This is a genomic window from Shinella sp. HY16 (assembly GCF_028534175.1).
Taxonomy (GTDB): Bacteria; Pseudomonadota; Alphaproteobacteria; order Rhizobiales; family Rhizobiaceae; genus Shinella.
In genome coordinates this window covers 541,770-565,223 of the sequence record NZ_JAHYXL010000001.1, presented here as the reverse complement: position 1 = coordinate 565,223, position 23,454 = coordinate 541,770, and the positions used below count along the sequence as shown (strand labels likewise).

22 protein-coding genes are annotated in these 23,454 nt (G+C 65.7%); 11 read left to right on the top strand and 11 right to left on the bottom strand.

The annotated features are described in order from the left end of the window. Positions 1–4: 4 nt before the first annotated feature. From K0P03_RS02780 to K0P03_RS02770, 3 genes are read right to left on the bottom strand one after another with little or no spacing between them, the layout of a single operon-like run. Positions 5–838: an ABC transporter permease gene (locus tag K0P03_RS02780; protein WP_023516680.1), complete on the bottom strand. Its 834-nt coding sequence runs from the start codon at positions 836–838 to the stop codon at positions 5–7. Beyond that, complete coding sequence (locus K0P03_RS02775; protein ID WP_130520609.1) at positions 835–1,776, bottom strand: ABC transporter permease; 942 nt, start codon at positions 1,774–1,776, stop codon at positions 835–837. The genes K0P03_RS02780 and K0P03_RS02775 overlap by 4 nt, the downstream gene beginning before the upstream one ends. After that, positions 1,758–2,942, bottom strand: a complete 1,185-nt coding sequence (locus tag K0P03_RS02770; RefSeq protein WP_272788838.1) for a C45 family autoproteolytic acyltransferase/hydolase — start codon at positions 2,940–2,942, stop codon at positions 1,758–1,760. Before K0P03_RS02770 ends, K0P03_RS02775 begins: the two co-directional genes overlap by 19 nt. A gap of 133 nt (positions 2,943–3,075) precedes the next feature. On the opposite strand from K0P03_RS02770, the gene K0P03_RS02765 reads away from it, so the two are divergent. Further along, positions 3,076–3,996: a GntR family transcriptional regulator gene (locus K0P03_RS02765; RefSeq protein ID WP_023513555.1), complete on the top strand. Its 921-nt coding sequence runs from the start codon at positions 3,076–3,078 to the stop codon at positions 3,994–3,996. A gap of 24 nt (positions 3,997–4,020) precedes the next feature. On the opposite strand, the gene K0P03_RS02760 is transcribed toward K0P03_RS02765, so the two are convergent. Genes K0P03_RS02760 through K0P03_RS02750 form a run of 3 tightly spaced genes read right to left on the bottom strand, consistent with a single transcriptional unit; the run spans position 4,021 to position 7,153 of the window. Next, positions 4,021–5,100, bottom strand: a complete 1,080-nt coding sequence (locus K0P03_RS02760; RefSeq protein ID WP_272788837.1) for an ABC transporter substrate-binding protein — start codon at positions 5,098–5,100, stop codon at positions 4,021–4,023. Continuing rightward, entirely contained in the window at positions 5,097–6,485 is a 1,389-nt protein-coding gene (locus K0P03_RS02755) for a sensor histidine kinase (protein WP_272788836.1), read from the bottom strand. Before K0P03_RS02755 ends, K0P03_RS02760 begins: the two co-directional genes overlap by 4 nt. Next, a complete protein-coding gene (locus K0P03_RS02750; RefSeq protein ID WP_023513558.1) occupies positions 6,482–7,153 on the bottom strand; it encodes a response regulator transcription factor in 672 nt (223 codons plus the stop codon). The genes K0P03_RS02755 and K0P03_RS02750 overlap by 4 nt, the downstream gene beginning before the upstream one ends. Positions 7,154–7,380: 227 nt before the next feature. Between K0P03_RS02750 and K0P03_RS02745 the strand changes: the two genes are divergently transcribed. From K0P03_RS02745 to K0P03_RS02735, 3 genes are all read left to right on the top strand, one after another. Then, the gene (locus tag K0P03_RS02745) at positions 7,381–8,355 is read left to right on the top strand and encodes a Bug family tripartite tricarboxylate transporter substrate binding protein (protein WP_023513559.1); all 975 of its coding nucleotides are present in this window, start codon (positions 7,381–7,383) and stop codon (positions 8,353–8,355) included. A gap of 89 nt (positions 8,356–8,444) precedes the next feature. Beyond that, positions 8,445–8,900, top strand: coding sequence for a tripartite tricarboxylate transporter TctB family protein (locus K0P03_RS02740; protein WP_023513560.1), 456 nt, complete (start codon positions 8,445–8,447; stop codon positions 8,898–8,900). A gap of 31 nt (positions 8,901–8,931) precedes the next feature. Continuing rightward, entirely contained in the window at positions 8,932–10,446 is a 1,515-nt protein-coding gene (locus K0P03_RS02735) for a tripartite tricarboxylate transporter permease (protein WP_272788835.1), read from the top strand. 46 nt (positions 10,447–10,492) lie between these two features. On the opposite strand, the gene K0P03_RS02730 is transcribed toward K0P03_RS02735, so the two are convergent. Further along, complete coding sequence (locus K0P03_RS02730) at positions 10,493–10,984, bottom strand: Lrp/AsnC family transcriptional regulator (RefSeq protein ID WP_050745770.1); 492 nt, start codon at positions 10,982–10,984, stop codon at positions 10,493–10,495. 130 nt (positions 10,985–11,114) lie between these two features. On the opposite strand from K0P03_RS02730, the gene K0P03_RS02725 reads away from it, so the two are divergent. After that, on the top strand, positions 11,115–11,531 hold the full coding sequence (locus K0P03_RS02725; RefSeq protein ID WP_272788834.1) for a DUF2000 domain-containing protein: 417 nt from the start codon (positions 11,115–11,117) through the stop codon (positions 11,529–11,531). Here K0P03_RS02725 and K0P03_RS02720 read toward each other — a convergent pair. Beyond that, the gene (locus K0P03_RS02720; protein ID WP_272788833.1) at positions 11,494–12,147 is read right to left on the bottom strand and encodes a TetR/AcrR family transcriptional regulator; all 654 of its coding nucleotides are present in this window, start codon (positions 12,145–12,147) and stop codon (positions 11,494–11,496) included. The genes K0P03_RS02725 and K0P03_RS02720 overlap by 38 nt on opposite strands. A 99-nt stretch (positions 12,148–12,246) precedes the next feature. Here K0P03_RS02720 and K0P03_RS02715 point away from each other — a divergent pair, with 99 nt between their 5' ends. From K0P03_RS02715 to K0P03_RS02705, 3 genes are all read left to right on the top strand, one after another. Beyond that, positions 12,247–12,987, top strand: coding sequence for an SDR family NAD(P)-dependent oxidoreductase (locus tag K0P03_RS02715; protein WP_272788832.1), 741 nt, complete (start codon positions 12,247–12,249; stop codon positions 12,985–12,987). 186 nt (positions 12,988–13,173) lie between these two features. Beyond that, positions 13,174–14,139 carry a sugar-binding transcriptional regulator gene (locus tag K0P03_RS02710; RefSeq protein WP_023513566.1) on the top strand — a complete coding sequence of 322 codons (966 nt, stop codon included), beginning with the start codon at positions 13,174–13,176 and terminating at the stop codon, positions 14,137–14,139. Positions 14,140–14,197: 58 nt separating this feature from the next. Further along, positions 14,198–16,252 carry a bifunctional aldolase/short-chain dehydrogenase gene (locus K0P03_RS02705; protein ID WP_272788831.1) on the top strand — a complete coding sequence of 685 codons (2,055 nt, stop codon included), beginning with the start codon at positions 14,198–14,200 and terminating at the stop codon, positions 16,250–16,252. 98 nt (positions 16,253–16,350) lie between these two features. Here the strand turns inward: K0P03_RS02705 and K0P03_RS02700 are convergent, their stop codons facing one another. From K0P03_RS02700 to K0P03_RS02690, 3 genes are read right to left on the bottom strand one after another with little or no spacing between them, the layout of a single operon-like run. Further along, positions 16,351–17,394: a substrate-binding domain-containing protein gene (locus tag K0P03_RS02700; RefSeq protein ID WP_023513568.1), complete on the bottom strand. Its 1,044-nt coding sequence runs from the start codon at positions 17,392–17,394 to the stop codon at positions 16,351–16,353. A 46-nt stretch (positions 17,395–17,440) separates the two neighbouring features. Then, positions 17,441–18,490, bottom strand: coding sequence for an ABC transporter permease (locus tag K0P03_RS02695; RefSeq protein WP_272790439.1), 1,050 nt, complete (start codon positions 18,488–18,490; stop codon positions 17,441–17,443). Beyond that, positions 18,490–20,004 carry a sugar ABC transporter ATP-binding protein gene (locus K0P03_RS02690; RefSeq protein WP_272788830.1) on the bottom strand — a complete coding sequence of 505 codons (1,515 nt, stop codon included), beginning with the start codon at positions 20,002–20,004 and terminating at the stop codon, positions 18,490–18,492. Before K0P03_RS02690 ends, K0P03_RS02695 begins: the two co-directional genes overlap by 1 nt. A 146-nt stretch (positions 20,005–20,150) precedes the next feature. On the opposite strand from K0P03_RS02690, the gene mtnK reads away from it, so the two are divergent. The 3 genes from mtnK to K0P03_RS02675 are packed head-to-tail and all read left to right on the top strand — an operon-like array spanning position 20,151 to position 23,453. After that, positions 20,151–21,422, top strand: a complete 1,272-nt coding sequence (gene mtnK / locus K0P03_RS02685; protein WP_272788829.1) for an S-methyl-5-thioribose kinase — start codon at positions 20,151–20,153, stop codon at positions 21,420–21,422. After that, positions 21,419–22,513, top strand: coding sequence for an S-methyl-5-thioribose-1-phosphate isomerase (mtnA, locus tag K0P03_RS02680; RefSeq protein WP_130520581.1), 1,095 nt, complete (start codon positions 21,419–21,421; stop codon positions 22,511–22,513). Before mtnK ends, mtnA begins: the two co-directional genes overlap by 4 nt. A gap of 4 nt (positions 22,514–22,517) precedes the next feature. After that, positions 22,518–23,453, top strand: a complete 936-nt coding sequence (locus K0P03_RS02675) for a transketolase (protein WP_272788828.1) — start codon at positions 22,518–22,520, stop codon at positions 23,451–23,453. The last annotated feature ends 1 nt before the right edge of the window (position 23,454 follow it).

The following is a 23,454-nucleotide window of genomic DNA, read 5'->3' as shown; positions in this document are numbered from 1 at the left end:
GGGGTCAATCCTGCATCTTGGGGTCGAGCCAGTCGCGCACCGCATCGCCGAGCAGGTTCACGCCGAGCAGCGTGATGGAGATGCAGAGGCCGGGCAGGATGATGATATGCGGCGCCTGGTTGATGTAGGGGCGGCCTGTTGAGAGCATGTTGCCCCAGCTCGGCGCCGGTGGCGGCACACCGAGGCCGAGGAAGGAGAGCGCGCTTTCCGACAGGACCACCCAGCCGAACATCGTCGTCGCCAGCACCATGATCGGCGCCAGACAGTTGGGCAGCACATGGCGCAGCATGGTGACGATGCCGCTGTTGCCGATCACCTTCGAAGCCTCGACGAATTCCCGCTCGCGGATCGACAGCACCGTGCCGCGCACCACACGCACGGCGACGGGCATGTAGGCCATGCCGAGGGCCACGATGATGCCGTTGCGGCTGGCGCCGAACACCGCCATGAAGCCGAGCGCGAGCAGAAGGCCGGGAAAGGCGAGCAGCGCATCGTTGACCATCATCAGGATGCGATCCGTCCAGCCACGCAGGAAGCCGGCAAGCACACCGAGGATCGTGCCGAAGACGATGGCGAAGACGACGGTGGCGAAGGCGATCCAGGCGCTGGTGCGCGCGCCGTAGACCAGCCGGCTGAGGAGATCGCGGCCGAACTCGTCGGCACCGAGCAGGTGCGCCTCGGACGGGCCTTTGAGGCGCGCCATGAGGTCCAGCTTCAGGGGATCATAGGGCGCAAACAACGGGCCGAAGACCGCGACGAGGAGCAGGAGACCGACGACGAGAATGCCGATCAGGCCGTTGAAACGCAGTGCCGGAAGGCCGAATGCCCGTGCGATCATGCCGTCACCCTTGGATCGAGAAGCGGATAGAGGAGATCGACCAGGAGGTTGACCACCACGTAGAGGAAGGCGGTGAACAGCATGCAGCCCTGCACGACGGGATAGTCGCGGGCATAGATGCCATCCACCAGCAGGCGCCCGAGGCCGGGAATGGTGAAGACGGTCTCGATGACGGCGATGTTGGCAAGCAGGCTGCCGAGCACGAGGCCGATCAGCGTCAGGGTGGGCGCGAAGGCGTTCTTGAAGGCGTGGCGCCACATGACGGTCGCCTCGGAAAGCCCCTTGGCCCGTGCGTGGGTGATGTATTCCAGCCGCGCCACCTCGATGGTGCTCGCCCGGGCCATGCGGGTGATCGAGCCGGATTCCACCAGAACCAGCGTCACCACCGGCAGAATGATGTAGAGCAGCGCGCTGCCGAAATCGCGGCTGAAGGGCACGTAGCCGACAACAGGCAGCCAGCCGAGCTGCAGGCCGAAGATCAGGAGCAGCATCAGCCCCAGCCAGAAACTGGGGATGGAGAGCAGCAGCGTCGAAGTGGCGATGACGGCGATGTCTCCGGCCCGGTTCTGCCGCCAGGCCGCGAACATGCCCGCCGGCACCGCGATCAAGGTCGCGAAGAAGACGGCCACGAGGACGATGGTGGCCGAGACGGAGAACCGGTCCAGCATCAGCGGCAGCACAGGTTGGCGCGTCGAGATCGACTGGCCGAAATCGCCGGTCAGCACGTCGCCGAGCCAGTAGAGATATTGCACGGCGATGGGCCGATCGAGGCCCATTTCGGCGCGCAGCGCCTCTAGCTGGCCAGGCTGGGCGAGGTCGCCCAGCATCAGCGCCGCAGGGTCGCCGGGGATCGCCCGCATCAGCGCAAAGACGGTGATGGAGACGAGAAACAGCGTGGGGATCGCCGTGGCGATGCGGGTCAGGAGGAAGCGGACCATCGTTTCCCCCTGCCGAGTGTTTCATCCTTGGAGCCGGCCGCGCGGGCGAAAGCATCGTCGTCCATTGCCAGCTCATAGCGCGTGAAGGTGCGGTTGATCGCCGGCAGTGGCGCGATCTCCATGACGCCCTTCGCCGGCTCGCAGAGGATCATCGCGACCGTCGCCGAGAGATTGCCGCCATCCTTGGCGAGCGGCGCGCGGCAGACGCAGAAGGGCGCGGCGAAATCGTCGAAGAAGGCGCGCTTCAGGTCGTCGACGCCGAGCTTGCCGCCGCCTTCCCGCAGGACCTTCAGGACGCGGTGATCGCGGTAGAGACTGTCCGGCACGTTGGGCAGACCGGTCTCCTTGAGCTTGGAGAGAGCGACAGCGCTCTGCCAGTGGTTGGCATGCACGATCACGCCGTCCTGCGGATAGATCGGGAACGCCTCGTCCGGTGCGCATTCGAGATCGACCGCATAACCTTCGGCCGTGCTCAGCATCATGTTGTTCGAACCGGATTTCGGCGTGATGGCGACGACGCGCAGCGCCATCGCGAAATGCCGCGCCTCCAGCGCCCGACGACGGATGAAGGGCAGCGGAATGCCCATCTCGCGGTAGTCACGGTCGCTTTCGAGATAGTTGGCGGTGATCGTGATGCCGGCGGAATTGAAGCCGCTGCGGGCGAGACCGCCCGCCTCGGTGAAGGTCAGGATATCAGGTCCGTCATCGCGTAGGATGCGCAGCACTACGGACGTGTCGGCGCATTCGGCGCGCCAGTCCCAGTTCTGGCCGTGGATGACCGTGCCGTCGCGCGTCACTTCCGGCAGCAGCACGGCACCGGTGCAACCGTCCGGCTCCTCGTCGGAAACGCCTGCCTCCAACCGTGCGAGCTGCAGCACCTCGGTGCGCGCGTTGACCAGCACGACGGCAGACAGGCTGACTCCCGCCCCCTCGGCAATGCCCTCCATCTCCGTCACCAAGTCCGGCGCCCAGTCGCGGATGCGCGGCAGGAAGAGAGTGACGAGACGTTCGATGTTGGCATCGTCGAAGCCCAGCTTGTGGAGCTGACCGGTGTAGAGGCCGGCCGAGAGATGAATACGATCCCGCGCCTTCTCGCCATACATGCGACCGCGCTCCCGCGGCGGACCGCTGATCTCGATGAGGGGGAAAGGGGTGATGTCTGCCATATGCCGCTGCCTCGTTTCCGTCTTTGATTGCAGCTTAATGCATTTTATGGATATGAAAAGCATTAAATTTGAAAAATTATCAATTCGCATTGCGTTGTGTTCACGCTATAATGCAAATGATAGTGAGGGACCCATGGACGATACGGACCTTTCGGACGCCGAACACACGGACGGCCCCAGCATCTTGCAGCTCGATCTGGCCCGCCGGATCATCGACCGGATCCGCGATGCGGACCTGACGGTCGGCACCCGCATTTCCGCGCCGGAACTGGCGCGGCTCTTCGGCGTGTCGCGCTCGCCAATAGCGGGCGCGCTCGACCTGCTCGTGGAAAAGGGTGTGCTGCAGCCGATGGAAAAGCGGGGCCTGCGCGTGGCACGCGACGTCTCGACGCTCGACCTTGCCGAAATCCTGCCGGTCTCGCCGATCGAGGACCTCTATCGGCGCATGCTGCGCGAGCGGGCGCAGGATACCCTGCCGCAAGACGTGTCGGAGGCCGAGCTCATGCCGCGTTACGGCGTGTCGCGCGGCACCGTGCGCAAGCTGCTGATGCGCTTCGCCGCCGAGGGGCTGGCGCAGCGCCTGCCCGGCCATGGCTGGCGCTTCGTCGATTCGCTGGTCGGTGACGACGCCTATCGGGAAAGCTACGAGTTTCGCGCCATCGTCGAATGCTCGGCACTGCGCACGCCGCATTTCAAGGTGGACAAAGAGATCGCCGCGCAGATCCGCCGCTCGCACGAGCGCATCATCGACGATCCTGCCAGCCGCTCGGGCAGCGACGAGTGGTTCCGCGTCAATGCCTTCTTCCATGAGAACCTTGCCGGCTTTTCCGGCAACCGGTTCCTCACCGATTCGATCCGCCACCAGAACAACCTGCGCCGCATGCAGGAATCGGCCGCTTTCTTCGAGCTGCCGGCCGAACGCATCGAGCAGTCCTGTCGCGAGCACCTTGCCATTCTCGATGCGGTGGAAAACGGCGACCTCGACTGGGCCGAGGCCCTGCTGCGCCAGCACCTGAAACAGGCGCTGGAATTCGGCACGAGCGAACGCGTCTGATCGTCTACGGGGAAGCGGCCCCGCTCAGGGCTGCTTGCCCTCCATGACGGTGATCCACTCCTCGGTGAAGCGCTTGTGCTGGGCCTGGTCCTGCGCAGCAAGCAGCGCCGGGCCGATGCGGATCGGCCGGCCGATGCCGGTATCGATGAGCGAGGTCGGACCGTCCACTCCGTAGGGCAGCAGCCCGTTGGCGCTGAAATAGAACGAGGCCTGGCGCGCCTTCTTCTGTCCGCGCTCGGACAGGAGATAATCGAGGAAGGCGCCGGCAAGGCTCTTCTGCCGGGAGGTCGCCGGGATCAGAGCGCCGCGGGAGAGGATGAGCGTGTAGTCCCGCGGCAGGACAAGGCGCAGGTGCGGATCGCGCAGATGCGCGGCATAGGCATAGGAACCGAGCACGTTGTAGGCGATCGCGATGTTGCCGCGGCGCAACTCGTCCAGCACCTCGTTGTTGCAGCAGCGCGTGACCGTCTCCGCCCGGCCGAAGCTCTCCAGCAGGCGGCCATAGGTGGTGGGCGCGACGCGAGAGTCATTATAGGCGAGCAGGTAGCCGATGCCGGAGGCGCGCACATCGTAGGTGCCAACCCGGCCGCGATAGGTTTCGAACTTCTGCCGCAGCAGTTCGGCGAGCTCGTGGTGGCTGCGCGGCACGTCCTCCGGCGGCACCTGCCGCTCGTCGTAGACCATCACGGCCGGTTCGAAGCTGAAGCCGTAGACCTCCTCGCGCCAGTTAGCCCAGGACGGCACCGTTTCCCCGGTGCGATGCGCCACCGCGCAGCCGTCATTGGCAAGCCGCACGAGCTGATCCACCGAAGAGGACAGGAGAAGATCGGCGGCATGCTCGCCGCTCGCGCAGGACGCCTTCGCCTCGCGGAAGAGCTCGTTGGTGAGATAGTCGACATATTCCAGCGTCACCTCCGGACGAAGCGCCCGGAAATCCTCGAGCAACGGCCGCATCGCCTCGATGTCGGTCGCGCCGTGGATGACGAGGCGCGCCTTTTCCGCTGCGGCGGGAAAGACCTGCCGGTCGCCCTCCACCGCGACGGCGGCCCGAGGCAGGAGGAACGGCAGCACCAGAAGCGTGCAGGCAAGCGCCTTGCGGATCATGTCCTGTCCTCCTGATGAAGCGGCAATTCGATGATGGTCGTGAAGCCGCGCCCGTCGGCGGCGGCAAGGAAGCGCAGATGGCCGCCGAGCAGGTTCGCCACCTCCGCGGCGATGGCGAAGCCAAGGCCGGAGACATGGCGTTCCGAACGGGAAGAGGCAAAGCGCGTGATGACCTCCGGCCATCGTTCCGGCGGGATGCCGGGCCCGTCGTCTTCGACGGCGAAAAGCGCCGTCTCCCCCGTCACCGAGACGCGCACGTCGAGCTTGGCGACGGCGCCGTGGCGCAGCGCATTGTCGATGACGTTGACCATGGCCTCGCGCAGGCTGAGCGCATCGCCCAGCACGATGACCGGTGCGTCCGGCGCCTCGAAAGCGGCGACGATATCGGGATCGAGGCTGAGCGGCACGGCACGCTTGAAGGCACGACGCGCGACGTCCCTGATATCGATCGGCACGAGCTTTTCCGAATCGAAACGATGGATGACCATGGCGTGGCCGAGCAGCTGGTTTGTCAGGTGCGACAGCTCCTCCACCCGTGCCCGCACCCGCGCCAGATGGTGGCGCCCTTCGTTCGAAAGCCCCTTTTCATCGACGAGGCTGAGCTGGGCAAGCAGGGCCGTCAGCGGCGTGCGGATCTGGTGCGCGCTATCGCCGATGAAGCGATGGAGCAGGCGCATGCGCTCGTCCAGCCGCCGCATGAAATAGTTGATCGAGCCGACGAAGGGCGACAGTTCGCGCGGCACCTCGACAGCCAGCGGCGTCAGGTCCTGCGGCTCCCGGTCGTGCAGCACCCGCGACAGGTCGACGACCGGCCGGAGCGAGAGCCGAAGGGCCAGCGCCGTTGCGAAAAGCGTGGCGCAGGCCATGACCGCGACGAGGATGACCGCCCGCGCCGTCAGCTCCGAGGCGAGCGCCGTGCGCGCCTCGGTCGTCTGCGCGAGGATGATGTAGACCCAGCCGCTCAGCGCGGGGTCGGAGACGGCGCGGGCGCCGATCGTCATGCGCACGTCCGTATTGCCGTAGCGTGTCGAGACGAAGACAGGTGCCCGCCGGCTTTCGGCAAGATCTATCGGCGGTTGCAGATCCTCGTAACCGGTCAATGTCTTTCCGTCCGTTCCGACGACGCGGTAGAAGATGCGGTCGCGGGTGGCGAGCCCCAGCAGTTCGAAGGCGGAAGACGGCATGTTGATCTCCAGCGCGCCGTCTTCCACCACCATGTTTTCGGCGATCTGGAAGGCGGCGCCCTGCAGCAGGCGGTCGAACGCCTCGTCCGCCGCGGCAGCCGCGTAGAACCAGGCCGCCGTGACGATGCCGGCGGCACCGAGGAAGAGCACCAGCGCCACGCGCAGCAGCAGGCGTGAGAAGAGCGAGGTTTCCGTCTTCATGGGCCGGCCACCAGCTTGTAACCGAGGCCCCGGACGGTGACGATGACGCTCTCCGCCCCTTCCAGTTTCTTGCGCAGCCTTGCAACGTAGAGTTCTATCGCGTTCTGGTCCGGTGCCTCGTCGAAACCGAACAGGTGGTCGAGCAGTTCCTGCTTGCTGAAGATGCGGCCCGGGCGTGAGGCGAGGATCTCCAGAAGGCTCATCTCGCGGCGCTTCAGCTGGATCTCGCGGTTGCCGATGCGCACGTTGCGGTTCGTCCGGTCGAGCGCCACGTCGCCGCAGGTGATGATGTTGGTCGGCTCGCCGCCGGAGCGCCGACGCATCAGCACGCGGGCCCGCGCCTCCAGTTCGCGGAAATCGAAGGGTTTCACGAGATAGTCGTCCGCGCCGAGATCGAGCGCGCTCACCCGGTCGTCGATTTCCGAACGGGCGGTGAGCACGAGCACCGGCACCGGATTTTTCTGCAGGCGCAGGCGGCGCAGAATCTCGAACCCGTCGAGGCCCGGCAGCATCACATCCAGGATCACCAGATCGTAGGGCGTGAAATCGAGAATCTCCGAGGCTGCCAGCCCGTCGACCTGCCAGTCGACGCTGTGCCCGATCTGTTCGAAGCGACGGCTGATCGCTTCGCCGACATCGTCGGTGTCTTCCACGAGGAGGATACGCATACGCGTGAGCGTGGCACGCTGAAGGGGGCGCAATCAAGCCGGGCGAGACATGACAGCGTTGTGACAGGAAAGCGGCGTAGGAAGGATCTCCAGCCGACGGGAGAGACTGTGTCGGCTGCCCGGAGGAGAGTTCCCGTATCGACCGACGCCGCGCCGCGACCACCGCGAGCGCGCACCCGTTCGTGCGCCCATCGCCTCCCCGGAAACCACAACGGGAGAAGCAGACCATGATCCGATCCATCTCGAAACTCCTCGCCGGCGCCGCGCTTGCAAGCCTTGCCGCCATGGCGCCGGCCCTCGCCGAGCCCGCCAAGCCGGAATGCCTTGCCGGCGCCAAGCCGGGCGGCGGTTTCGACCTCACCTGCCGGCTGGCCGCCAATGCCCTGCTGGAATCCAAGCAGATCTCGACCCCGATGACGGTGACCTACATGGAGGGCGGCGTCGGTGCCGTCGCCTACAACCACGTCGTCGGCAAGCGCGGCAAGGACGGCAACCTCATCTCTGCCGCCTCTTCCGGCTCGGCGCTCCTGATCGCCCAGGGCAAGTTCGGCCAGCCGGACGAAACCGCGGTGCGCTGGCTCGGTGCGCTCGGTGCGGACTACGGCGTGATCGTCGTTGCCGCCGATTCGCCGCACAAGACGCTGAAGGAACTCGTCGCCGCCTACAAGGCGGACCCGGCCGGCTTTGCCGTGGCCGGTGGCGGCGCCGTCGGTTCGCAGGACTGGATGAAGGGTTCGCTCATCGCCAAGGCGGCCGAGCAGGATCCGAAGACCATGCGCTACGTGGCGCTGGAAGGCGGCGGCGCCGTGCTGACGGCGCTGGAAGGCGGCCATGTGAAGGTCGGCTCTGGCGATGCGGCCGAGATGGTCAAGCACCACGTCGCCGGCAAGGTGCGCATCCTCGCCGTCATGGCGCCGGAACGCCTGCCGGGCGAACTTGCCGGCGTGCCGACCGCCCGCGAACAGGGCTTCGAGATCGATTGGCCGGTCTGGCGCGGCTACTATGTCGGCAAGGATGTTTCCGATGCCGACTACGACTGGTGGGTAAAATCCTTCGAGGCGATGGCCAAGACGCCGGAATTCGCCAAGGAGCGCGATGCCCGCGGCCTCTTCGAGTTCACCCTGATCGGCAGCGCCTTCGATGCCCGCGTCAAGCAGGATGTGGAGCGCTTCAAGGTGCTCGCCAAGGAAGCCGGCATGTAAGGCGGCGCGGCCGTCCCCGTCCGCATCCTCGCGGCGGGGGCGGCCTGCCCCGGACCCGGGCACCCCTTCAGAAAACACGGGAGACCACCATGTCCAACACGGTCGAAAACCGGCGCGTGAGCCGCATCGCGGCGCTCATCCTTCTCGGCATCGCCATCGCCTATGGCGCCGGAGGCGCAACCATCGAATACGCCTTCTCGTCGGATCCGCTGGGGCCGCGTGCGGTTCCGGTCATGCTGGCGGCGCTGCTGGCGGGGCTGAGCCTTCTCTATCTCGTCTGGCCGGGCACCGTGGAGGCGATCCCGGCGGGGCCGGCGCTGCTGCGCGTGCTTGCCATCCCGGCCATCCTCGCGCTCTCGGTCGCGCTGTTCGAACCGCTCGGCTTTGCCGGCTCGACCTTCGTCCTGACCTTCGGCGCGGCGCTCGTCTTCGGCGCACCGCTCAAGCACGCCCTTATCGGCGGTGTCCTCCAGACGCTGCTGTGGTGGACGGTCTTCGCCTATGTGCTCCAGGTCTATCTGCCGACCGGCTCCCTCTTCGGCTGATCGACCGGCCGCGAACTGAAAGGTCATTTTCATGAACCTCGACTATCTCTGGCAGGGTTTCGGCGTCGCCTTGACGTACCAGAACCTCTTGATCGGCTTCATCGGCTGCTTCATCGGCACGCTGGTCGGTGCACTTCCCGCCATCGGCCCGATCAACGGGATCGCCCTTCTCATGCCCATCGCCTACACGATGGGGCTGCCCGCCGAGAGCACGATGATCCTGCTCGCCGCCGTCTATTGCGGGGCGGAATATGGCGGGCGCATCTCCTCGATCCTGCTCAACGTGCCGGGTGATGCCGGCGCCGTCATGACCGCGATGGACGGCTATCCGATGGCCAAGCAGGGCCGCGCCGGTGAGGCGCTTGCCCTTTCCGGCATCGCCTCCTTCGTCGGCGGCATCCTCGGCGTCATCGGCCTTGCCTTCTTCGCGCCGCTGCTGTCCGGCCTTGCCATCGGCTTCGGCCCGGCGGAGTACTTCGTGCTGATGATCTTCGCCTTCGCCACCCTCGGCTCCATGGTCGGCAGCCAACCCGTGAAGACGCTGATCGGCTGCACGCTGGGCCTGATGCTGGCGACCGTCGGCCTCGACGCCACCTCGGGCGCCTACCGCTTCACCTTCAACGAGCCGGAACTCGGCGACGGCATCGAGTTCGTCGTGCTCGTCATCGGCCTGTTCTCCGTGTCCGAGGCGATGCTGATCCTCGAGCATCAGGGCCGTGGCGTCACGGTGGTGCGCGAACTCGGCCGCATGACGGCCCGCATGAGCGACGTGGTGAAGAGCATGGGCGCGACCCTGCGCGGCTCGCTTATCGGCTTCATCGTCGGCGTGCTTCCGGGCACCGGGGCCTCGGTCTCCAGCGCCGTCTCCTACACGACGGAAAAGCGCATCTCCGACCGCGAGGGTACCTTCGGCAAGGGCGACGTGCGGGGCCTCGCCTCGCCGGAGGCCGCCAACAACGCGACCGCGGCGGGCGCCTTCGTGCCCATGCTGACGCTCGGCGTGCCCGGCTCGGGAACGACCGCCGTCATGCTCGGCGCACTGATGCTCTACAACATCCAGCCGGGCCCGATGCTGCTCGTCGAGCGGCCGGAAGTGGTCGGTGGCCTCATCGCCTCGCTCTTCGTCGGCAACTTCATCCTGCTCGCGCTCAACCTGCCGCTGGTCAACATCTTCGCCCGCGTTCTGACCGTGCCGAACTGGCTGCTGGTGCCCGGCATCCTCGTGCTGTCCGTCATCGGCGTCTATTCCACCCATGCCTCGGTCTTCTCGATCTTCCTGATGCTGGGCATCGGTTTTGCCGGCTGGATGCTGCGCAAGGCAGGCTTCGACATGGCGCCGATCATCCTCGGCTTCGTGCTCGGCAATGTGATGGAGGTGAACCTGCGCAATGCGCTGGCGATCAGCGGCGGTGATCCTTCGATCCTGTTCCAGAGCACGATCTCGATCACGCTCTGGATCATGGCCGCCGCCGTCGCGATCCTTCCGCTCCTCCTCTCGCGCCACCAGAAGGCCCTGCTCTACAAGCAGGCCGAAGGCGAAGGCTGACGCATGCCCGGACCGGGGCGCGGGACCACTCGCGCCCCGGCAACGCCTACCGGCCGCGGCGCCCGCCCTCGGCAGGTAGCGGCAGGCCACTGAACGGCTTGATTTCCTTGAGGACGAACGTGGTCTGCATTTCCTTGATACCCGGCAGCCGCCGAACGACACTCATGGCGAAGTCCGAATAGGTGTCGAGATCCTGCGAGACGACCTGCAGCAGGAAATCCGCATCACCCGCAATGCTGTAGCAGGCGACGACGCAATCGAGCTTCATCACCTCGCTGGCGAAGGCCTCCGCCTCCGCCTCGGTATGGCTGTCGATCTTGACGCGGATGAAGGCGAGGACCCCGAGGCCGATCTCCCGCCGCCCCAGCACCGCCATATAGCGCTGGATCACCCCTTCGTCCTCCAGTTGCCGGACACGCCGCCAGCACGGCGAGGCGGACATGCCCACCGCACCCGAAAGCGCCTGGTTGCTCAAGCGCCCGTCCTCCTGAAGCGCTTTGAGGATCTTCACATCCGATGCGGCGAGCGTTTCTGGCATATTCTGCCTCCTTATTTGCTTTATAAGGCAGATCCTACCGCAATTTCGATTTCCTCAGCAATATCAGAAAGAACCTGCCCGCCCGCCCCCTGTAGTCTCGCCGGCACTGCAACAGAGGAGAAAAGCCGCCATGCTCGAAGACGTCCGTCTCGCCATCATCGTCAATCCCGACCTGCCGCCGGGCCATCTCGCCAACACGATCGCGGCCGTCTCGATCGGCATGGGGGCGGCGATGCCGGCGCTCGGGGGCCGCCGGCTCACGGACCGGCAAGAGGCGACGATCGACATCAGCTCCAACATGCCCGTACCGGTGCTTCAGGCGGACAGCCGGACGATCGGCGCGCTTTTGGCCAAGACGCTGCCACGGCAGGCAGGCCGCGTCATCGTCGCTTTCCCGTCCTTTGCGCGCGCGCTGCACAGCTATGCCGACTACGAGGCGACCTTCCCCGAGCGCGACCTTGGCGAGGAGACCATCGACGGGCTGGGGCTCGTCGGCGAAAGCCGATGGATCAAGTCCCTGACGGGTTCCCTGAAGCTGCTTCGCTGACGGCTGTGCCACCGGCGGAGACGAGATTCTCCCAGCCCGCCATGGCGCAGTCGGCAATGGCCAGCAGCGTCTCGCGGGATACGCCATCCCGCGCCTGGATGGAGAGGCCGTGCTGCACGGTGACCATGTAGGCTGTGATGGCCTCGACATCGGCGGTTGCGGGAAGATCGCCCTCTGCGACCGCCCGTCTCAAGCGCTCCCGCAGCACGGCCGTGGTTGCTGCACGGCGGTGTTTCAGCGTGTCGCATATGGAGGGGCTGGCTCCGTCCATCTGAGGCGCGGACAATACGACCATGCAGCCGCGGCGCTTCTCATCGCTCGCAAAGGCCTCCGCCGTGGCGCGCAGCAGATGCGCACAGGCCGCACGCGCGGTCGGTGCGACGGGCACGCCTTCCCAGATCTCGCTGCCCTCCGTTGTGGAGTAGAGCGCCAGCGCCTCCTGGAACAGCGCTTCCTTGCTGGTGAACGCCGCATAGAGGCTGGGCGAATTGATGCCCATCGCCTCGGTCAGGTCGGCCAGCGAGGTGCGCTCGTAGCCCTTCGCCCAGAACACCTCCATGGCCCTGCGCAGGGCCGCATCCCTGTCGAAAGCCCGGGGTCGACCGCGCAACGCCATTCTCATCTCCTTTTTGTGTCGATCGATAAATAAATCACTTGACGGGCTTCGGCAAGATGATCCAGTAATTATGTATCGATCAACACAGAAAGGTAGGACATGGCAAACCTCGACGGAAAAATCGCTCTCGTTACCGGCGGCAGCAGAGGAATGGGGGCATCGATCGCCCGGCAGCTGGCGCGGGAGGGCGCACGCGTCACCTTCACCTATGCCAGCGCGGAGGCGGCAGCCGCGGCCACCGTCGCGGCCATCGAGGCCGCGGGCGGCAAGGCCGTCGCCATCAGGGCGGACAACAGGGACGCTGCAGCCGTCGCGGCAGCCGTCGATGCAACGGCGAAGGCCGAGGGGCGCATCGACATCCTCGTCAACAATGCCGGCATCTTCCAGGCCGCCGCCCTCTCCGATCTGACGCTGGAGGATTTCGACCGCACGATCGACATCAACGTGCGCGCCGTCTTTGTCGCCACCCGGCAGGCCATCGCCCACATGCCCGATGGCGGCCGGATCATCACCATCGGCAGCAACCTGGCACAGCGCGTGCCGTGGCCGGGCATCAGCCTCTATGCGCTGAGCAAAGCCGCGCTGTCAGGCTTCACCCGCGGCATCGCGCGCGATCTCGGGCCGCGAGGGATCACCGCCAACATCATTCATCCGGGCTCCACCGACACGGACATGAACCCCGCAACGGGCGAGACCGCAGATATCCAGCGCGCGGCGATGGCAATCCCGCGCTATGGCAGCCCGGACGACATTGCGGCATTCGTCGCCTGGCTGGCAGGCCCTCAGGCCCGTTCCGTGACGGGCGCCGAACACATCATCGACGGCGGCACCAACGCATAAGGGGGCCCGCCCCTTTCGCATACGACCGGAACAGCGGAAGCGCCCTGCGCCCTTCCGCTGTTTCTGTGTGACGGAGGCCGACCCGCTGCCAAGCCTCCACGCATCACGCAGGCAGCATCGCTCCAGCGCATTGACTTTTGTCAGCGACAATGAATAATGTCAAAAGCCCTTCGCGAGAGACCCGCAATGCCCATCCGCGCCAACGACCAGATCATCCACAAGGCCGCCTGGCTCTATTATACGCATGGGCTGCGGCAGGATGAAGTGGCACAGAAGCTGGAAATCTCCCGTGCCTCCATCGCCATGTATCTGCGCAAGGCGCGCGAGATGGGCATCGTCACCATCGCCACATCGACGGAGCTGTTTTCCGACGACGTCCTCGCCCGCGAGCTGGAGGATGCGACGGGGCTGACGACGGCGTGGCTGGTGCCGGAAGACCGGCAGGCCATGGATCCGGCCGCCGAAATGCCCGTCGTCGCCGCCTCGGTCTTCCTCGAGCTCATCAACAAGGGCGACCGGATCGGCGTCGCCTGGGGCCGTACCGTCTATCACATCGCCGATGTCATGCCCTTCGCCGATCTCAGCGGCGTCACCGTGGTGCAGCTCTGCGGCAATCTCGGCGCGCCCTATTCCTATCGCCCGGACCAGTGCACCACGGAAATCGCCCGCCGCCTCAATGCGGAAGGCATTAATTTCTATGCGCCGCTCGTGCTGTCCTCCGAGCGGCTGGCCGAGGAGCTGCGCGGCGAACCCGTCATCCGGGAGCAGCTCGCGACGATTTCCGACTGCCAGCTCGCGCTCTACTCCGTCGGCGGCATCGAGGATGACAGCCATCTCGTCAAATGCGGCGCGCTCTCGGCCGCCGACATGCATGCGATGGGCGAGCGGGGTGCCGTCGGCGTCATCGCCGGACAACTCATCGACGGCGACGGCCAGTGGATGGACTGCGAACACAACCGGCGCTGCATCTCCGCCGACCTCGCTTCCATCCGCGCGATCCGCAAGCGCATGCTCGTCGTGCAGGAGGACAGTAAATTCGAACCGCTGATGGCGGCGCTGAAGGGCGGCTTCGCTTCGCATCTCATCGTCACCGCATCGATGGCGCGGCGGGTGCTGGATCGCTGGAACCGCGAAGGGCTCGGCAAGGCTTGAGCCAAAAGTTTTGGTCCGCCGATGCCGGCCGGGCCGGTTTATCGGGAGGCTGAACACGATGGAAAATCTCTGGCGCGACGACGAGGCGGAACGGACCGTCGCCGGCTATGCAGCCAAAGGCATCAACCGGGACCTGGCACTGCGCACCTACACGACGCGGCTGCTCGGCGGCGAGCCGCGGCTCGTGCTGCATGGCGGCGGCAACACCTCCGTAAAGACGGAGATGACGGACCTCGTCGGCGACATCCATGCCGTGCTCTGCGTCAAGGGCAGCGGCTGGGACATGGGCACGATCGAGCCGCCCGGCCTGCCCGCCGTGAAGATCACTCCGCTCCTGAAAAGCCGCAAGCTCGCCAAACTCTCGGACGAGGACATGGTGACGCTGCTGCGCGCCAACCTCATCGATCCCGCCGCGCCGAACCCCTCGGTGGAGGCGCTGCTGCATGCCTTCCTGCCGCACAAATTCGTCGACCACACCCATTCGACCGCTATTCTCGCCATCGCCGACCAGGCGGAAAGCGCGAAAATGTGCGCCGCGCTTTTCGGGAAGAAGATGGGCTTTGTGCCCTATATCATGCCCGGTTTCGCGCTCGCCAAGGCGGCCGCCGACGTATTCGACCGCGACCCGACGGTCGAGGGCCTGATCCTCGACAAGCACGGCATTTTCACTTTCGGCGAGACGGCGAAGGAAGCCTATGACCGGATGATCCACTACGTCACGCTGGCGGAGGACCATGTGAAGCGGAACGGCCGCAATCCGTTCACACCAGCCGTCCTACCCGCTGCCCTCGCCGACGCCAATGACATCGCGCCGATGCTGCGCGGCGCCGTCGCCGTCGACAGGGGCGAAGGCCGCTACGACCGCATGGTCAGTGTCTTCCGCGCCTCCCCCGCCATCCTCGATTTCGTCAACGCGACGCAAGTTGCGGACATGGCCGCCCGCGGCGTGTCGACGCCCGACCTTTCGATCCGCATCAAGACGGGCCCGATGGTGCTGCCGGCCCCGGCGAAGGACGATCTTGCCGGCTATCGCGCCGTGATCGACGAACGGGTCGTCGCCTTTGCAGCCGACTATACCGAGTATTTCCGCAGCAACGACGCCCGCGACGACGTCAAGCGCATCATGCTCGATCCAATGCCGCGCCTGACGCTGGTGCCGGGCCTTGGCCTGTTCGGCCATGGCCGCACCTACAAGGATGCGACGATCGCCGTCGATGTCGGCGAGATGTGGATCGAGGCCGCGCGCGACGCGGAAGCCGTTGGCCGCTTCGAGCCGGTGAGCCGGCCGGACCTCTTCGATCTCGAATACTGGTCGCTGGAACAGGCAAAACTTGCCGGCGCCAAACCAAAACCCTTCACCGGCCAGGTCGTGCTCGTTACCGGCGGTGCGGGCGCCATCGGTGCTGCGATCGTCAAGGCCTTCGTGGCGGAGGGCGCGCATGCCGTCGTGCTCGACCTCGACGGCGAGAAGGCCGCTGCGGTGGCGAAGGCCGCGGGCAACGGTTCGATCGGCGTTTCTGCCGACATCACCAACCCTGTCTCCGTGCGCGCCGCCTTCGATCAGGCCGTCGCCACCTTCGGCGGCGTCGACATCGTCGTCTCCAATGCCGGCGCCGCCTGGGAGAGCCCGATCGCCACGATGGACGACGCGCTGCTGCGCAAGAGCTTCGAACTCAACTTCTTCGCCCACCAGAGCGTGGCGCAGAACGCCGTGCGCATCATGAAGGCACAGAAGACCGGCGGCGTGCTGCTGTTCAACGCCTCCAAACAGGCGGTCAATCCGGGCGCGAAGTTCGGCGCCTACGGCCTGCCGAAGGCGGCAACGCTGTTCCTCTCGCGGCAATACGCACTGGAACACGGAGCCGACCACATCCGCGTCAACGCCGTCAACGCCGACCGCATCCGATCGGGCCTGCTCAACGACGAGATGATCGAGAACCGTGCCGCCGCCCGCGGCCTGTCCGTCAAGGATTACATGGGCGGCAACCTGCTCGGCCTCGAGGTGACCGCGGACGACGTCGCCCGGGCCTTCGTGCACCACGCCCTCGCCGAGCGCACGACCGCCGACGTCACCACCGTCGACGGCGGCAATATCGCGGCGGCGATGCGCTGAGTTTCGAGCGGCGCACACAGTCTGCTCCGCCCTTCCTCAATATATATGCAAAAGGGGCGGCCTATGGACCGCCCCTTTTGCATTCTCCTGTTCAGCATTCAGGGCTTCGGCATCCACGCCGGCATGGCCACATCCGCGTGGGCGAACTGCGGCAGCTTCACGCCCAGCTCTTCCATGTTCTTGATGTCCTGATCGTTGAGGTCCTTCTGGGTGATCAGCGTCGGCGGGACGATGACCTGCTTGCCCGGGTCTTCGCCGGCGAGCAGCATGGCCAGCGAGCGGACGGAGACCTGGCCGACCACCGCCGGGTTCGTCGCGGCCGTCGCGACCCAGGCAGAGCCGGATTCGCGCATGGCGGCGATGTCGGAGGTCGAGATGTCGGCGGAGTAGATCTTCACGCTGGAGGAGAGGCCCGCCTCGTCGACGGCGATCTTCACGCCCTTGGCGAATTCGTCATAGGGGGCGAACATCACGGTTATGTCGGGGTTGGCGGAGATGACAGAACGGGCCTGGTTGGCGACGGAATTGGCGATCGGGTTGTCCATCGTGCCGAACTGGGCGGCCTCGTTGATACCCGAATACTTCGCCTTGAATTCCTTCCAGGTCTCGTCGCGACGGTCGAGCGGCGCGATGCCGGCAACATAGACATAGCCGGCCTTGAAGCTCTCGCCGTTGTCCTTGATCGCCTGCTCGAGGGCAAGGCGGGCGAGGTCGCGGTCGGACTGTTCGATCTGCGGGATCTTCTCGTTCTCGACGTTGACGTCGAAGGCGACGACCTTGATGCCGGCATCGACCGCGCGCTGGGCGGCTTCTTTCATGGATTCGGTCAGGCCGTGCTGGATGATGATGCCCTGCACGCCGAGCGCGATCGCCTGGTCGACCATGTCGGCCTGGAGGGCGGCGTCCTGGCGGCTGTCGAAGACCTGCAGGTTGACGCCCAGCGCCTTGGCCTGCGCCTCCACGCCGGCAAGATAGGACTGGAAGAAGTCGCCGGTCGAAAGATAGCGCACCAGCGCGATCTTCACGTCGCCGGGCTTGTCGAAGGGCGCCGGCATATCGGCGGCAAAGGACGGCACGGCGAAAGCCGCCGCGCCCATCAGCCCGAGCGTTATCTTGCCCAGGGTTCTGCGAGTAAGGTTCATGTCAGTCTCCTCCACTGGTGAACTTTTGATTGTCTGTCAGGCGGTTTCAGCGTTTGCCTCTTTTCGAGAGCGCAAAGGTGAAGATCAGGGCGATGACGAGCACCGCGCCCTTGATGAAATCCTGCGTGTAATAGGGCGCGTTCATCATCGTCAGGCCCTGCAGCAGAATGCCGACAAAAAGCGCGCCGACGGCGGTACCGAAGGCGTTCGGCTTGGCGGCACCGAGCACGGCGAAGCCGATCAGGGCGGCGGCGACGGCGTCGAGCAAAAGGTTGTTGCCGGAGGCGATGTCGCCGCGCCCGAGCCGGGCGGCAAGCAAGATGCCACCGGTCGAGGCGAAGACGCCCGAGATGATATAGGCCGAGATCTTGTAGGCATTGACCGGCGCGCCGGCGAGGCTCGCCGCCCGCTCGTTGGAGCCGACGGCGTACATCATGCGGCCGAAGCGGGTGTATTCGAGGAAAAACCAGATGACGATGGCAAGCACGATCAGCACGACGACGGACACCGGCACGAGATTGGGCAGGATGAAATCGAACCGGTGGCGGCCGAGCGCCAAGAAGGCCGGGCTGAAGGCGCCTGTCGCCGTCGAACCGTCCGGCAGCGTCATGCCGGTCGCGATGGAGCGGCCCTCGGTCGGGATGCGCTGGAGACCGAGCAGGAGGAACATCATGCCGAGCGTGGCGAGCAGATCCGGCACGCGCATGTAGACGATGATGATGCCGTTGACGAGGCCGACGAGAACGCCGACGGCAAGGCAGGCGAGCGTCGCCGTCAGCGCGTCGCCGCCCATCACCACCATGACATAGGAGGAGGCCATCATCGCCGTTGTCGCGACGGAGCCGATGGAAAGGTCGAAGCCGCCGACGACCAGCGTCGCGGTGACGCCGAGCGCGAGGATGCCTGTTATCGACACGGACTGCAGGATGAAGACGGCGCTCTGCGGCGAGGCGAAACCGCCCGTCACCAGCGAGAAATAGAGCACCATGCCGGCGAGCAGCACGAGGAAGCCGTATTTGATGGCGGCTTCCCTGAAATTCAGGGTCGCCGATGGAACGGCGCCGGTGGCGGCGGATTTGCTCTCTTCACTCATCATCATGCATTGACCTGTTGATAGAATTGCCCGGCGATCTCGGAGAGCAGCCGCTCGACGTCGATGTCGGCGTTGCGGTGCTCGCCGACGATGGTCTGCTCCGACATCACGAGGATGCGGTCGGCGACCTCGAAGGCTTCGTCGAGTTCGGTCAGGAAGAGGATGGTGGAGCGGCCGGCGGCCGAGGCGCGCAGCTTCTCGCCGATATCGCGGCGGGCGGCGATGTCGACGCCCTGGAACGGTTCGTCGAGGATGAGGAGGCGCGACGGCTCGGAGAGCCAGCGGCCGACCATGACCTTCTGCTGGTTGCCGCCCGACAGCGTCTGCATCTCGTCGCGCTCGCTGCGGCAGACGACGCCGAGCGCATCGATCTGCCGGCGCGCCTTCGCCTTTTCCGCTCGTCGGCTCGCGACGCCGAAGGCCGAGAGCCGGCGCAGGAACGGCAGGCTGATATTCTCGTAGATGTTGAAATCGGGCACGATGCCGCTGATCGCGCGGTCCTTGGCGACAAGGAAGACGCCGCGGGCAATCGCCTGACCCGTGCTTGTCGGCGCGTAGGACCGGCCATCGAGCGTCATTTCGCCCGCTGCCGGTGCGCGGGCGCCAAACAGCGTTTCGGCGAGTGCCGTCTTGCCGACACCGACAAGGCCAGTGACAGCGACGATCTCGCCGTCACCGAGGTCGAAATCGAACGGCCGCGCCTGCTCGGAAAGTTTCAGGCCCCGCACGCCGAAGACCGGAGCGCCCGCCTCGCGCACGGCGATCGCGCCGGCCGAGACCTTGCGCCCGAGCATGGCGTCGACCGCGCCCTCGTAATCGAGCTCCGGCCCTTCGAACCGGCCGGTGATACGGCCGTCGCGCAGTGAGAGGATGCTGTCGGCAAGGCGCCGGATATCCGACATGCGGTGCGAGATGTAGAGAATGGCGACGCCGCGTGCCTTCAGCCGGTCGACGAGATCGAACAGGCGATCGGCCTCGGCACTGGAAAGTGAGGAGGTCGGTTCGTCGAGGATCAGCACCTTCGGCTCATGCGCCATGGCGCGCGCGATCGCCACCATCTGGCGGTCGGCGAGCGTCAGATCGTTGATATTGGCCGCAAGATCGATGGCAAGACCCATGCGGGCAGCGACAGCCGCGGCCTCGCGGCGCACCCGGCGCGGATTGAAGAACAGTTTTGCGCCGCGCCCGTTCAACCGGTCGAGCGTGAGGTTCGTCGCGACGTCAAGATCGGCGACGACGCCATCGTTGATGTTCTGGTGCACCGTGACGACGCCGGCGCGGATCGCCTCGGCGGGCGTCGCCGGTTCGAAGGGCTTGCCGGCAAGCGTGATCACTCCGTCGTCGCGCGTGTAGACGCCGGAAAGGATGCGCACGAGCGTGGATTTGCCGGCGCCGTTCGCGCCCATCAAAACCGTCACCGCGCCGGCCTTGAGGTCGAGGTCCACCCCCTGGAGCACCGTTACCGGCCCAAAGGATTTGCGCACGCCCCCAATGCGAAACACCGCCTGTTCGCTCATTCTCTCCTCCCGATGAAGGCAGGTTAGGATAGGCTCTCATCAAATGTCAAGGCCATTGACATTTGACAGAATGCCGCCTTAGCTGTGCGCAAGAACGGGGGGATGACCGGCAGTGGAGGCCGTGTCCTGCCGAGGAGGAGAAGCACATGGAAAGCCAGGTCTTCGCAGCGCTGAGCGCCGAGACATTGCCGGATCGGCTGAGCGGCAACGCTGCCCTGAAGGAAAAGATCGGCGCAGATTTTTCTCGCTGGACCGTCAAGGAGGTCGGCGACGGCAACCTCAATCTCGTCTTCATCGTGACGGGCGATACGGGTGCGGCGATCGTCAAGCAGGCGCTGCCCTATGTGCGGCTGGTCGGCGAAAGCTGGCCGCTGCCGCTGAAGCGCTCTTTCTTCGAGTATCACGCGCTGACACGGCAGGCCGCGCGCGATCCGGGCATGGTGCCGGAAATCCTCTTCTTCGATGAGGCGCAGGCGCTCATCGTCATGGAATACCTGGCACCGCACGTTATCCTGAGGCGTGCGTTGATCGACGGGCGCCAACTGCCGAAAATCGGCCGCGACCTTGGGCTTTTTGCCGCCCGCACGCTGTTCCGCGGCTCGGATCTTTCCATGCCGACGCGGGAGAAGAAGGCGGATCTCGCGCTGTTCTCCGACAATGTCGAACTCTGCGACATTACGGAAAACCTCGTCTTTTCCGATCCCTATTTCGAGGCCGCTCTCAACCGCCACACGACACCGCAGCTCGACCCCATCGTCGCGGAGCTGCGCGCCGACCGCGACCTCAAGGTGGAGGCGCAACGGCTGAAACACCTCTTCTCCGCCAAGGCCGAAACGCTCTGCCATGGCGACCTGCACACCGGCTCCGTCATGGTGACGGATGACGAAACACGGGTCATCGACCCGGAATTCGCCTTCTACGGCCCGATCAGCTTCGACGTCGGAATGCTGATCGCCAATTTCTGGATGAGCTATTTTTCGCAGGCAGGCCACGAGACGGCGCCCGGCGCGCGCGACGATGTGCGCGCCTACCTGCTCGACACGATCGAGACGCTCTGGGAAACATTCCGGGCCGAATTCGCCCATCTCTGGCGCACGGAGCGCCGCGGCATCCTCTATCAGGCAAGCCTCTTCGAGGATCGCGGCGACCCGCTCGCCGCTGAGCAGGCTCTCAATATCGTCATCGACGAGATCTGGTGCGAGATGCTGGGCTTCGCCGGTGTCGAGATCCACCGCCGCATCCTCGGCCTTGCCCACAACGCCGATTTCGAAACCATCGCCGACCCCGATCGCCGCGCGCCCTGCGAAACCAAGGCGCTGAAACTCGGGCGTCACCTCGCCGTCAACCGGCAGCGCATCCACAGCCTTCGCGACATCCGCGAGACCGTGGAGCGGCTTGAAAAGGAGATTCTCGCGTGAAAGTCGGAGAACGCCACTACCATACGATCTGGCTGAACGAGGACGGGCGCGCCGTCGACATCATCGACCAGCGTTGGCTGCCGCATGAATTCCGCGTCGTGACGCTGAAGACCGTCGCCGACATTGCCACGGCGATCCGCGACATGTGGGTGCGCGGCGCGCCGCTGATCGGCGTCACCGCCGCCTACGGCGTCGCCATCGCCATGGCGAAGGACCCGTCGGATGCGCATCTCGACGCCGTCTGGGAGGAACTCAACGAAACGCGCCCGACCGCCATCAACCTGCGCTGGGCGCTGAACGCGATGCGCGATCATCTGCGTCCGCTGCCGGAAGGCGAACGCGCGGCCGCCGCCTACAAGCGCGCGGCGGAGATCGCGGAGGAGGATGTCGAGCTCAACCGCGCCATCGGCGCCAACGGCCTCGACGTGATCCGTAAGATCGCGGCCAAGAAAAAGCCGGGCGAGCCGGTGCGTATCCTCACCCATTGCAACGCCGGCTGGCTGGCCACCGTCGACTACGGCACCGCGACCGCGCCGATCTACATGGCTGTCGAGGAAGGCATCCCCGTCCACGTCTATGTCGACGAGACGCGGCCGCGCAACCAGGGCGCCTATCTCACCGCCTGGGAGATGAACGGTCACGGCGTGCCGCACACGCTGATCGTTGACAATGCCGGCGGCCATCTCATGCAGCACGGCGATGTCGACATGGTGATCGTGGGCACCGACCGCACCACGGCGAACGGCGACGTCTGCAACAAGATCGGCACCTATCTGAAGGCGCTCGCCGCGCGCGACAACAATGTGCCCTTCTATGTAGCGCTCCCCTCGCCCACCATCGACTGGACGGTGCGTGATGGCATCAAGGAAATCCCGATCGAGGAGCGGGCCGGCGACGAGGTGAACTTCGTGCAGGGCCGCGCAGCCGACGGCTCGATCGCCAGCGTGCGCATCTCGCCCGAAGGCAGCCCGGCGGCGAACCCCGCCTTCGACGTCACGCCGGCGCGCCTCATCACCGGCCTCATCACCGAGCGCGGCATCGCCACGCCTTCGCCCGAGGGCCTGAAGGCGCTCTTCCCCGAACGGAGCTGAGACGATGAGCCTTACGAACGAGAAATCCACCGAGGACATCGCGCTCGGCATCCGCCGGCGCGTCTTCTTCCACACGATGAAGAACAATGGCGGCTATCTCAGCCAGGCCTGCTCGGCCGCCGAGAGCCTGGCCCTGCTCTACAACGAGTTTTTGAAGCTCGGCGAACCGACGCTGCCGAAGGTGCCGTTGCCCTTCCGCGGCGTGCCCTCGGCGCACAATCCGGATGCCTTCACCGGCGCCGGCTACCATGGCCCGATCGGGCCTGAATTCGACCGCCTCTTCATCTCGCCCGCCCATTATGCGCTCGTCATCTATTCCGCGCTGATCGAGACCGGCCGCATGGACGAGCATGCACTCGACCATTTCAACAAGGATGGCGGTTCGGTCGAGATGATCGGCGCCGAGCACAGCCCCGGCATGGAAGTGACGACAGGCTCGCTGGCACAGGGCCTTTCCATGGCCTCGGGCGTCGCCTTCGCGCGGCTTCGGAAAAAGGAGCCCGGCAAGGTCTGGGTCTACATGTCCGATGGCGAATTCCAGGAGGGCCAGACCTGGGAATGCCTTGCAGCGACGAGCTACCACAGAATCGACAATATCCGTGTCATCGTCGATGTGAACCGCCAGCAATGCGACGGAGCGATGTCCTCCGTGCTCGATCTCGGCGATCTTGCCGCCCGGGTCACCGCCTTCGGCGTCACCTGCCGCTCGGTGGATGGCCATGATCTCGGGGCGCTGCGCGCAGCAGCGGACAGCGCCGAGGCCGGCAAGCCGCTCGTCATCCTCGCCAACACCTCGCCCTATCAGGGCATGGATTTTCTGAAGAAGCGTTTTCCGCGCCTGCACTATGTCCGCTTCAAGAGCGCGGAGGAGCGGCTGGAAATGCAGGCGGCGCTCGCTACCGAACTCGGCGTCGATGTGAACGCGATGGAAGGGGCCTGAC

What these genes read in the sequence shown, in the direction of transcription:
- K0P03_RS02780 (WP_023516680.1), bottom strand. Translation starts at nt 838, where the DNA reads ATGATCGCACGGGCATTCGGCCTTCCGGCACTGCGTTTCAACGGCCTG.
- K0P03_RS02775 (WP_130520609.1), bottom strand. Translation starts at nt 1,776, where the DNA reads ATGGTCCGCTTCCTCCTGACCCGCATCGCCACGGCGATCCCCACGCTG.
- K0P03_RS02770 (WP_272788838.1), bottom strand. Translation starts at nt 2,942, where the DNA reads ATGGCAGACATCACCCCTTTCCCCCTCATCGAGATCAGCGGTCCGCCG.
- K0P03_RS02765 (WP_023513555.1), top strand. Translation starts at nt 3,076, where the DNA reads ATGGACGATACGGACCTTTCGGACGCCGAACACACGGACGGCCCCAGC.
- K0P03_RS02760 (WP_272788837.1), bottom strand. Translation starts at nt 5,100, where the DNA reads ATGATCCGCAAGGCGCTTGCCTGCACGCTTCTGGTGCTGCCGTTCCTC.
- K0P03_RS02755 (WP_272788836.1), bottom strand. Translation starts at nt 6,485, where the DNA reads ATGAAGACGGAAACCTCGCTCTTCTCACGCCTGCTGCTGCGCGTGGCG.
- K0P03_RS02750 (WP_023513558.1), bottom strand. Translation starts at nt 7,153, where the DNA reads ATGCGTATCCTCCTCGTGGAAGACACCGACGATGTCGGCGAAGCGATC.
- K0P03_RS02745 (WP_023513559.1), top strand. Translation starts at nt 7,381, where the DNA reads ATGATCCGATCCATCTCGAAACTCCTCGCCGGCGCCGCGCTTGCAAGC.
- K0P03_RS02740 (WP_023513560.1), top strand. Translation starts at nt 8,445, where the DNA reads ATGTCCAACACGGTCGAAAACCGGCGCGTGAGCCGCATCGCGGCGCTC.
- K0P03_RS02735 (WP_272788835.1), top strand. Translation starts at nt 8,932, where the DNA reads ATGAACCTCGACTATCTCTGGCAGGGTTTCGGCGTCGCCTTGACGTAC.
- K0P03_RS02730 (WP_050745770.1), bottom strand. Translation starts at nt 10,984, where the DNA reads ATGCCAGAAACGCTCGCCGCATCGGATGTGAAGATCCTCAAAGCGCTT.
- K0P03_RS02725 (WP_272788834.1), top strand. Translation starts at nt 11,115, where the DNA reads ATGCTCGAAGACGTCCGTCTCGCCATCATCGTCAATCCCGACCTGCCG.
- K0P03_RS02720 (WP_272788833.1), bottom strand. Translation starts at nt 12,147, where the DNA reads ATGGCGTTGCGCGGTCGACCCCGGGCTTTCGACAGGGATGCGGCCCTG.
- K0P03_RS02715 (WP_272788832.1), top strand. Translation starts at nt 12,247, where the DNA reads ATGGCAAACCTCGACGGAAAAATCGCTCTCGTTACCGGCGGCAGCAGA.
- K0P03_RS02710 (WP_023513566.1), top strand. Translation starts at nt 13,174, where the DNA reads ATGCCCATCCGCGCCAACGACCAGATCATCCACAAGGCCGCCTGGCTC.
- K0P03_RS02705 (WP_272788831.1), top strand. Translation starts at nt 14,198, where the DNA reads ATGGAAAATCTCTGGCGCGACGACGAGGCGGAACGGACCGTCGCCGGC.
- K0P03_RS02700 (WP_023513568.1), bottom strand. Translation starts at nt 17,394, where the DNA reads ATGAACCTTACTCGCAGAACCCTGGGCAAGATAACGCTCGGGCTGATG.
- K0P03_RS02695 (WP_272790439.1), bottom strand. Translation starts at nt 18,490, where the DNA reads ATGATGAGTGAAGAGAGCAAATCCGCCGCCACCGGCGCCGTTCCATCG.
- K0P03_RS02690 (WP_272788830.1), bottom strand. Translation starts at nt 20,004, where the DNA reads ATGAGCGAACAGGCGGTGTTTCGCATTGGGGGCGTGCGCAAATCCTTT.
- mtnK (WP_272788829.1), top strand. Translation starts at nt 20,151, where the DNA reads ATGGAAAGCCAGGTCTTCGCAGCGCTGAGCGCCGAGACATTGCCGGAT.
- K0P03_RS02675 (WP_272788828.1), top strand. Translation starts at nt 22,518, where the DNA reads ATGAGCCTTACGAACGAGAAATCCACCGAGGACATCGCGCTCGGCATC.